The following is a 7,543-nucleotide window of genomic DNA, read 5'->3' as shown; positions in this document are numbered from 1 at the left end:
TATGTAGTATATTGCTTTGTACAGCATGATAGAGTCTCGGAATGCGAGCCTTGTTCTCGATGAAAAATCGATGCCATCTTCAAAAGGCAGGGTAGACGGCATGGGTGGCACTGAGCAGGCAACTGTGACGCTGCGCTTACCATCAACGCTGAGCGCCTGCAACGGCGGTAAGAGCCAGATCGTTGTGCGGGCCAGCACGGTGGGCGAACTGTTCGAGGCGTTGGCGGCCCACTATCCGCAGGTCTGGCGCTGCCTGTGCGATGAGCACGGCTGCGTGCGCGCTCAGATCCAGCTCTTTGTGAGCAATAAGCTGATCACTGGTCCGCATGACCTGCAAACCGCCTTGAGGCCCGGCGAGGAGATTATTGTGCTGCCCTCTGCACGGACCCCCTAGGCCAGAGCCGGCTCCGGCTCGCTAGCGGCTGGCCATTTTATCGGTGGGCTTGCAAATGCAGAGCTACTGCGCCATAATAGAAGGCATCTTCCGTTGTTCGTTATGTGGAGGAGAAGAGGTTTCTAAGGAGACGGGATGCTGGCGCAGGTTCGAAGTTGTGCAATTGTGGGTCTGGAAGGCGCCCTGGTCGAGGTGGAGGTGGATCTGGCCAACGGCCTGGCGGGCTTCACGATCGTGGGCCTGGGCGATACGGCCGTGCAGGAGGCGCGCGAGCGGGTGCGCGCCGCGATTAAGAATAGTGGGGCGACTTTTCCTTATAAGCGGATTACGGTGAATCTGGCCCCCGCCGATCTCCGTAAGGAGGGGCCGGCTTTCGATCTTCCGATCGCGATTGGCATTCTGTTGGCTTCGGGCCAACTTGTCCCCAGTGAGCCAATCGCCGACTGTCTCTTCCTCGGTGAGCTTTCCCTCGACGGCAATGTGCGTCATACCAATGGGATTTTGCCTATGGTGGCCCTGGCGCGCGAGCGCGGGATACGGGCGGTCTTTGTGCCGGCGGTGGATGCGCGCGAGGCGGCGCTGGTGCGCGAGGTGCCGATCTACGCAGTGGAGTCTCTGGCGCAGCTGATGGCCCATTTGAGCGGGGAGCAGCGCCTGCGACCTGTTGCAGCCGATACGCGCTTGCTCGAGCAGGTGGGCCGTTCATGCTCGGCCCCCGATATGGCGGCGGTGCGCGGCCAGGACCATGTGAAGCGGGCGCTGGAGGTGGCGGTGAGTGGGGGTCATAATCTGCTGATGAGCGGCCCACCGGGCACGGGGAAGACGCTGCTGGCACGGGCGACGCCGTCGATTATGCCCCCGCTCTCGATCGAGGAGGCGCTGGATGTGACGCGCATTTATAGCGTGGGCGGCCTGCTGCCCTCAGAGGTGCCGCTGATTATGGAGCGCCCTTTCCGCGCTCCTCACCACACGATCAGTCACGCCGGCCTGGTCGGCGGGGGACGCCTGCCGCGCCCCGGTGAGATTAGTCTGGCACACCGTGGAGTGCTCTTTTTGGATGAGTTGCCGGAGTTCGGTCAGCACGTGCTGGAGATGCTGCGCCAGCCGCTGGAGGATAAGGTGGTAACGATTTCGCGTGCCCAGGGGTCGGTGACCTTCCCAGCTAATTTTATGTTGATTGCGGCGATGAATCCCTGTCCGTGCGGCTATTTGCACGATGTGGCGCGCGAGTGTACCTGCTCGACGGCGATGGTGCGTCGCTATCAGAAGCGCATCAGTGGCCCGCTGTTGGATCGCATCGATATCCAGGTGGAGGTGCGACGGGTGGAGTTTGAGAAGCTGGCGGGAACCCAGCAGCCAGAGTCTTCGCTCCGCATTCGAGAGCGGGTGCAGGCGGCTCGAGAGCGCCAGCGGCGACGCTTTGCGGGGACACATCTGACGTGTAATGGGGAGATGGGTCCGGCGGAGGTGCAGGTGTTCTGTCGGGTGGATGAGGCTGGACAGCGCTTGCTGAAGGCGGCGGTGCAACAGTTGGCGCTGTCGGCGCGCGCTTTTCATCGCATGTTGAAGCTGGCGCGCACGATCGCCGATCTGGAGGGAGCGGAGCTGATCAGCTCATCCCACGTGGCGGAGGCGGTGCAGTATCGCCCGCGCATCGCTCCTTGAGCTGCGACGGCTCCCAGCTCGCTCCGCTGCCGACGGCCCGCACCACATCAGGAAACAGGCCGGCATACTTTCAGTATCCTCACACGGCTCGTTGCCTCTGCAACCGTGCTAGCAGCGCGTCTGGCAGCGCCCGATGGCGCACCTTTCAGTATTCTCACACGGATCGTTCCCTCTGCAACCGCCCCCCCGAAAACCCCTCCGGGATACATCTTCCATCTGTCCTAACGATTCAGGCCCCGTTGTTGGCAGCTGAGCGCCTCGCTCTGTTCCGTTTCCCTTTCCATTCCCCCCTCCTGCCACGGCTCACTTCGAGACTCGTCGGCTGCAGCGCTCAAGGGGCGAGCTCCGAGCGGTCATAAACCTAGTCTCCATAATCAGAGCTGCAGAAGAGGCAACTTCTTGGCCCTCTACAGGCTCTCAACGCCCTTTTCCTGAGGGCTTGTCCGGCGAGTTTCGAAGCGGCCCCTCTCAGGCACCAATCTGTGGCGGGGGGAGCTTCCCTCCAGGTGCCTGACTCGTCCCCGCCATCCCTCACCCTGCCTGCTCAGGAGGGAGAGCAGGATGAAACAAGCTCCAGCGAGCGCAACGAGATTACCCACCCCCTGATGAGAGATTTCGACCTGCTTCCCCCCAGAGGAGAGCGAACGGCACCAGCGCCGGGGATCATTAGCGGCTACGTGGGCGTCGCCACGATCGAGATGGGTCGCCCAGCGGGCGACGCTCTGGGTGATCGCAGCGCGCGCCTCGACGACATAAGCTCTCGACATCTGCGGAACGAGAGGCTCACTGAACCAGAGTAGCACCCGCCGGGGTGGCCGGCGCAGGATCGCGTTGGCCGGCGGTTCCGAGCGAACCAGCACCGCGTGGGCCTGCGCCTGAGCGGAACAAAGAGTAGAAGCGCTGTGAACCCAGGGAGCGAGAACAGGAGCGCCAGGAGGGATCGACCAGATCTAACCTGCCAGCGCATCTCGGGCCTCCTTTTCCAGAGGGAGAATCTGCCTCCTCTTTCAGGGATACCTCTCTCCCTACCTGTCCCAACGCCGGCACCAAGGACCGCGACGGCGGCTCCCCCAGCCCGCTGGCTGATTCAGAGCGGAGCCAGGAGAGCCGGCCTGATCTGCCCACGGTCGGGCCAGCGCCCTGGCCGATAGAGGAGAGGCCCAAGGGCGGACTAAGGCACCGGCAGATAGGGCCGCATCATCTCGTTATCCTCGTGATCAAGAATATGGCAGTGCCAGACGTAGCCCGGCCCCTGGGTGGGATCAAAGGCATAGAGATTCTGGCCGGGATGGACCCCCCCGACAGGAGTCGTAATCGGCGCCCAGCGCACTGCCAGGCGAGTGACCTGCCCGGGGTACATCTTGATCGTGTCCTTCCAGCCATCCTCACCCGGCTCGGGCGGCAACAGCGGCCCACGCAGGTAGGGCGTAACGTCGGGATTCCCTCCGAGAGCGCCACCGGCGTTCGGTCGATTGTAGGGCAACGGGGGACCATAGCCGGGGATAAAAACCCCAGGAGGATACTTGATCGGACCCCAGGTGCCATCTGGCAGCAGGCCGTTGTAAGTGCCACCAGGGAAGAGAGCATCGTAGCGGGCCCGATACCCTTCGACATCGAGCGCCTGGCGATTGAGCAACTGAAACTGGACCAGATGGATATGAATGGGATGAGCGTCCTCCGTCAGATTAATGACCTCCCAGATCTCGGTCGCCCCAACGCGCGGCAGCTCGCTCAGATAGATCCCCTGGCCCTGGGCATCGGGCCGCGAGCCAGGCAACGGCTCCTGACTCCCCTCACGCACTCCGCGCCATTTGGTGTTATTGACCAGGACCTCAACGGGGCCGCCAGGTCCCTCGACTTCGACCAGTACAAGCTGCCGCCTGAGCATAGGCTTAACGCCAGCCCCCAACGTGCCCGTCTGGGGATTAACCAGGCGCACTATAGCCGGCGGCTGATTGGAGCCACCGCGCAAGGGCAGACCGCTGGCCGGATTATAGGTTGTGTCTGGTCCCGACAAAGGCAGCGAGACCCGAATCTGCATGATGCGCCCATTCGTCAGCGGATCAGGCGGGTCGCCGTCAGGGAAGGGAGCGGGGGCACTGTTGACCAAGAGCAACGTGCGACCAGCATAGGGGGCGAAGTCGACGATCACGTCGGCACGCTCCGCCGGTGCCAGCAAAAGCGCCGGTGAGGTGGCGTCGTGGGGATCGTTCAGCCTGACCGGTCTGTCAAGCAGCCCCCCATCGGTCCCGATCTGCCAGAAGATCGGCCCCGGTTCCTGGGTTCGGGCATCTATCAGGCGCATTCGGAAGAAACGAGCGTTGGCCGCGTTCAGAAAGCGGAAACGATAGCGCCGCGGCTCGACATTGAGGTAGGGCCAGGCTTTGCCGTTGACCACAATGACGTCGCCAAAGAACTCGGGAATCCAGTACGGATGGATAGCGGGATTGGGTGGCGGCCCGTTGAGACCCGTCGGATTGTCGGGCGGTGTACCATCGGGAAAGAGCAACTGTCCGCGTGTATCGAACTGACGGTCCTGAATCATCAGCTCGATCTCCTGGGCGCCCGCCGGCAGGCCCAGCGGGTTATTGGCCTGTCCCGTATCGTAAGCATCGCGGATCAAGTAAAAGGCCGCCAGACCGGAGAAGAGCGTGAGGCGCGTCACGCCCAAGGTATGATCGTGGAACCAGAGCGTTGTGGCGGGCTGCCCGTTGGGATACCAATAGACCGCGGCGTTCGGCGCCGTGGGGATATAGGTGCTGTAGCCTCTGCCGTGCCGCCCGTCCGCGGTAAACCAGGCCTCAGGGGCCCCATCAAAGGCGGAGGGATCTTCTCCTCCATGCAGGTGCACCACCGTCGGAAAGGCTCCAACAAAAGGCGTGGTCAAGCCCATCTGGCCCAGTGGGTCAGCCCAGTGAATCGTCTGGTCGACCGTGAGTAGAGGCAGAAGTTGCGATTCATTCGGCAGAGGGAGGTTGTTAATGTAGGTGACAACAGATGGCACACCCTGACGAGCCTCTACGCTGTAGCCCGGATAGTGGGGCGGGCGCCCCCCCACCTGATAGCCCCAAACATAGGTCCCTCTGTTGAACGGCGGACTCAGGCGCGCATAAACGCTGGCTGGCAAAATGCATTGCTGAAATTCCAACATGCGCACCTGGAAGCGCGAGGCGCTCACCCGCGCCCCCACAAAGACAGGCAGCGGCTCAACAAATTGAGGAATCTCGGCCCCCGGCAAGGGTGTCTGCGTGGTCTGAACTGAGCCTGAGACGCGCGAAGCCGTGAAAAGCGAGAGCGGGAACAGGCTCCCAAGACCCAGGGCGGCACCAACCTTGAGTAATTGTCTGCGAGTCGTCATACGCTGACGCTCCTTTCCAAGGGTGCTTCGACGCGTGGAAGCGCTTGCATCATGCTCTGCACAGCAGAGAGCAAGCAGTCTCACTCAAGGCCCGATGCGATAAAGTAGCGCCAAGTCAGTGCAAGAGCAGAACAAGTCATCTGGCCCGCAGCCCAGTTCTTGGGCTGCGCAAAGGAGAGGGGACCGAGCAGCACTCGGGGTAGATACGGTACGCAGGGGGGAAGCGGAGAGCCGCCCTGGCGCGAACGGCTTCCTTAACCGGCGAAGCAGCCTGCGCCGTTGCTTACGCAGCATCCCTTGCCTGTCTCCTCTGACTTTCGGGGAAGGTTCTCGCGAAATCCTTTCGCGCAAGGCCAGGCTGTCAAGCGAGGGTTACACTACACAATGGCTTGGTAAGCTATCCACTGTGTATAGAGATCACCGATGCCTTGCGGGCCAGCTAAACCGGAGACATTTTCAATAGCCATCACACCTCCTTTAGATCGATCTCTAAAATAGAGGGAATCTTGAGATAGAACCCATAAATCTATCAGAAGTGTAGACAATCCTTCTCCCCCTGTCAAGACTTCCCTCTCATTTATCATATAAGCTGGCTATAGAAGCGGATTTAAAGACTTTATCGGTTTTGATCATAGATCAATAGCCAGCCGGGATCTTTTCCAGCTCAGCTGCAGGGAGAGCGATGCCCCTGGGCAGGCTCTGCAGCAGCAAGCAGCTCATAGCCAGAAATGGCTAGCCGCCATCAGCGGGAGAAAGACGGATCGGTTTTTCACTTTTTGATCGAAAGCCACTCTTCTAGAAGTAGAATATCTGGGACCTACACTAGCCCTCTGTGCTGGCTCTCTCCAGTCTCGGCAGTCCTGGCTCTCGCTGTACCTCCCAGCTTACCCCGTTCGACCAGGGTCCCCAAGACTTCCATGATGATGCGCCCGGCCAGCAAGGCCGTCACATCGGCCACATCATAGGGAGGCGCGACCTCGACCAGCTCCATCCCCTGCAGACCTTCGCGGGCCGCCAGTCGTACCATTCTGAAGATCTCACGCGGCAGCAGTCCCCCCGGCTCCGGCGTCCCAGTACCGGGAGCAAAGGCCGGGTCCACCACGTCGATGTCAAAAGAGAGCCAGACGGCACTTGTCCCTTTCCAGGCTACTTCCAGGGCGTACTCCATCACGCGCTCGCAGCCGTAGCGATCGATATCTTCGAGAGTGATCACCGTTATCTGCCGCTCCTGGGCCACGCGCATACCTTTCTTGGAGCCGGTCCAGCCACCGATACCGATCTGCACCAGGTTGGTCGGGGAGACGTTGGGTAGGGTGATAGCATGAAAGAACGGCGAGGCATGCATGCGCCCATCGTAGGTTCGCTCGCTCAAGTCGCTATGACGATCGAAATGAATGACGCCCAGCTTGCCCGCAACGTGGGGCGCGATTCCGCGCAGGGTGGCATAGCCAATGGAATGGTCGCCACCAAGGACAACAGGGAAGGCTCCTCGTTCAGCAATATAGCTGAGCGCCCGGCTGATCTGATCGAAGCTCTTTTCAAGGGACGAAGGAATGACCTGGATATCGCCAACATCGACCATGATCAGGGCTTCGTGCAGGTCAACCCCGCGCTCGGGATTGTAACCGTAGCTGAGGGCAGAGGCACGGCGAATAGCTGCCGGTCCAAAGCGTGCGCCCGGGCGGCAGGTGGTGCCGCTGTCCAGGGGCACACCGACAAAGACAACATCCTGCCCTCCTAGCTGCCGCATGTCCCGGAGAAAGGGCACTTGCAGAAAAGTGGCCTCCCCGGTTCCTCCTCCCAGCGTCCAGGCTTCGCGTCGAAAGAGGGTGAGGCTGCGATCGCCAACGCTGGCCGCCGCTTCCAGCCCATAGCGCCGCGCTTGCTCTCGCCGCAGGCTGCTTCCTGGCCCTTCCTGACGCTCTGCCTCCCATTGCAAGGCCCAGGTCCCGCGCAGGTCTTCTCTCCGCAGCTTGCGATGATCTCGCTCTTCTTCTCTACTTTCACTGCTCTCATCATCAAGCATCGGATTACCACCCTTTTCTTGTTTTATTGTCTAAAAAGACTGCGTCCCTCATCCCAAGAGCGTGCCGGAAGGAGAGGAGACAAGGGTCGCCGCGTTCCGC

General features: G+C 61.3%; 5 protein-coding genes. 2 read left to right on the top strand and 3 right to left on the bottom strand.

The genetic code is table 11. The annotated features are described in order from the left end of the window. Window positions 1-100: 100 nt before the first annotated feature. Window positions 101-394, top strand: coding sequence for a hypothetical protein (locus ACFMO7_RS06755; RefSeq protein WP_376794755.1), 294 nt, complete (start codon window positions 101-103; stop codon window positions 392-394). 135 nt (window positions 395-529) lie between these two features. Beyond that, window positions 530-2,059 (top strand): YifB family Mg chelatase-like AAA ATPase, encoded by a 1,530-nt coding sequence (locus ACFMO7_RS06750; protein WP_376794754.1) that lies wholly within the window; start codon window positions 530-532, stop codon window positions 2,057-2,059. Window positions 2,060-2,466: 407 nt separating this feature from the next. Here ACFMO7_RS06750 and ACFMO7_RS06745 read toward each other — a convergent pair whose 3' ends face one another. From ACFMO7_RS06745 to speB, 3 genes are all read right to left on the bottom strand, one after another. Further along, window positions 2,467-2,919 carry a hypothetical protein gene (locus ACFMO7_RS06745; RefSeq protein WP_376794753.1) on the bottom strand — a complete coding sequence of 151 codons (453 nt, stop codon included), beginning with the start codon at window positions 2,917-2,919 and terminating at the stop codon, window positions 2,467-2,469. A 311-nt stretch (window positions 2,920-3,230) separates the two neighbouring features. Then, complete coding sequence (locus tag ACFMO7_RS06740; RefSeq protein ID WP_376794752.1) at window positions 3,231-5,417, bottom strand: multicopper oxidase family protein; 2,187 nt, start codon at window positions 5,415-5,417, stop codon at window positions 3,231-3,233. A gap of 817 nt (window positions 5,418-6,234) precedes the next feature. Continuing rightward, window positions 6,235-7,443 carry an agmatinase gene (gene speB, locus ACFMO7_RS06735; RefSeq protein ID WP_376794751.1) on the bottom strand — a complete coding sequence of 403 codons (1,209 nt, stop codon included), beginning with the start codon at window positions 7,441-7,443 and terminating at the stop codon, window positions 6,235-6,237. Window positions 7,444-7,543: the final 100 nt, after the last annotated feature.

This window comes from Thermogemmatispora sp. (assembly GCF_042408735.1).
GTDB lineage: Bacteria > Chloroflexota > Ktedonobacteria > Ktedonobacterales > Ktedonobacteraceae > Thermogemmatispora.
Note: the sequence above shows the minus strand (reverse complement) of the source record. Positions and strands in the feature narration are given on the sequence as shown.

Excerpts from the sequence above, each read along its gene's own strand:
- ACFMO7_RS06755 (WP_376794755.1), top strand. The coding sequence starts at position 101 with ATGGGTGGCACTGAGCAGGCAACTGTGACGCTGCGCTTACCATCAACG.
- ACFMO7_RS06750 (WP_376794754.1), top strand. The coding sequence starts at position 530 with ATGCTGGCGCAGGTTCGAAGTTGTGCAATTGTGGGTCTGGAAGGCGCC.
- ACFMO7_RS06740 (WP_376794752.1), bottom strand. The coding sequence starts at position 5,417 with ATGACGACTCGCAGACAATTACTCAAGGTTGGTGCCGCCCTGGGTCTT.
- speB (WP_376794751.1), bottom strand. The coding sequence starts at position 7,443 with ATGCTTGATGATGAGAGCAGTGAAAGTAGAGAAGAAGAGCGAGATCAT.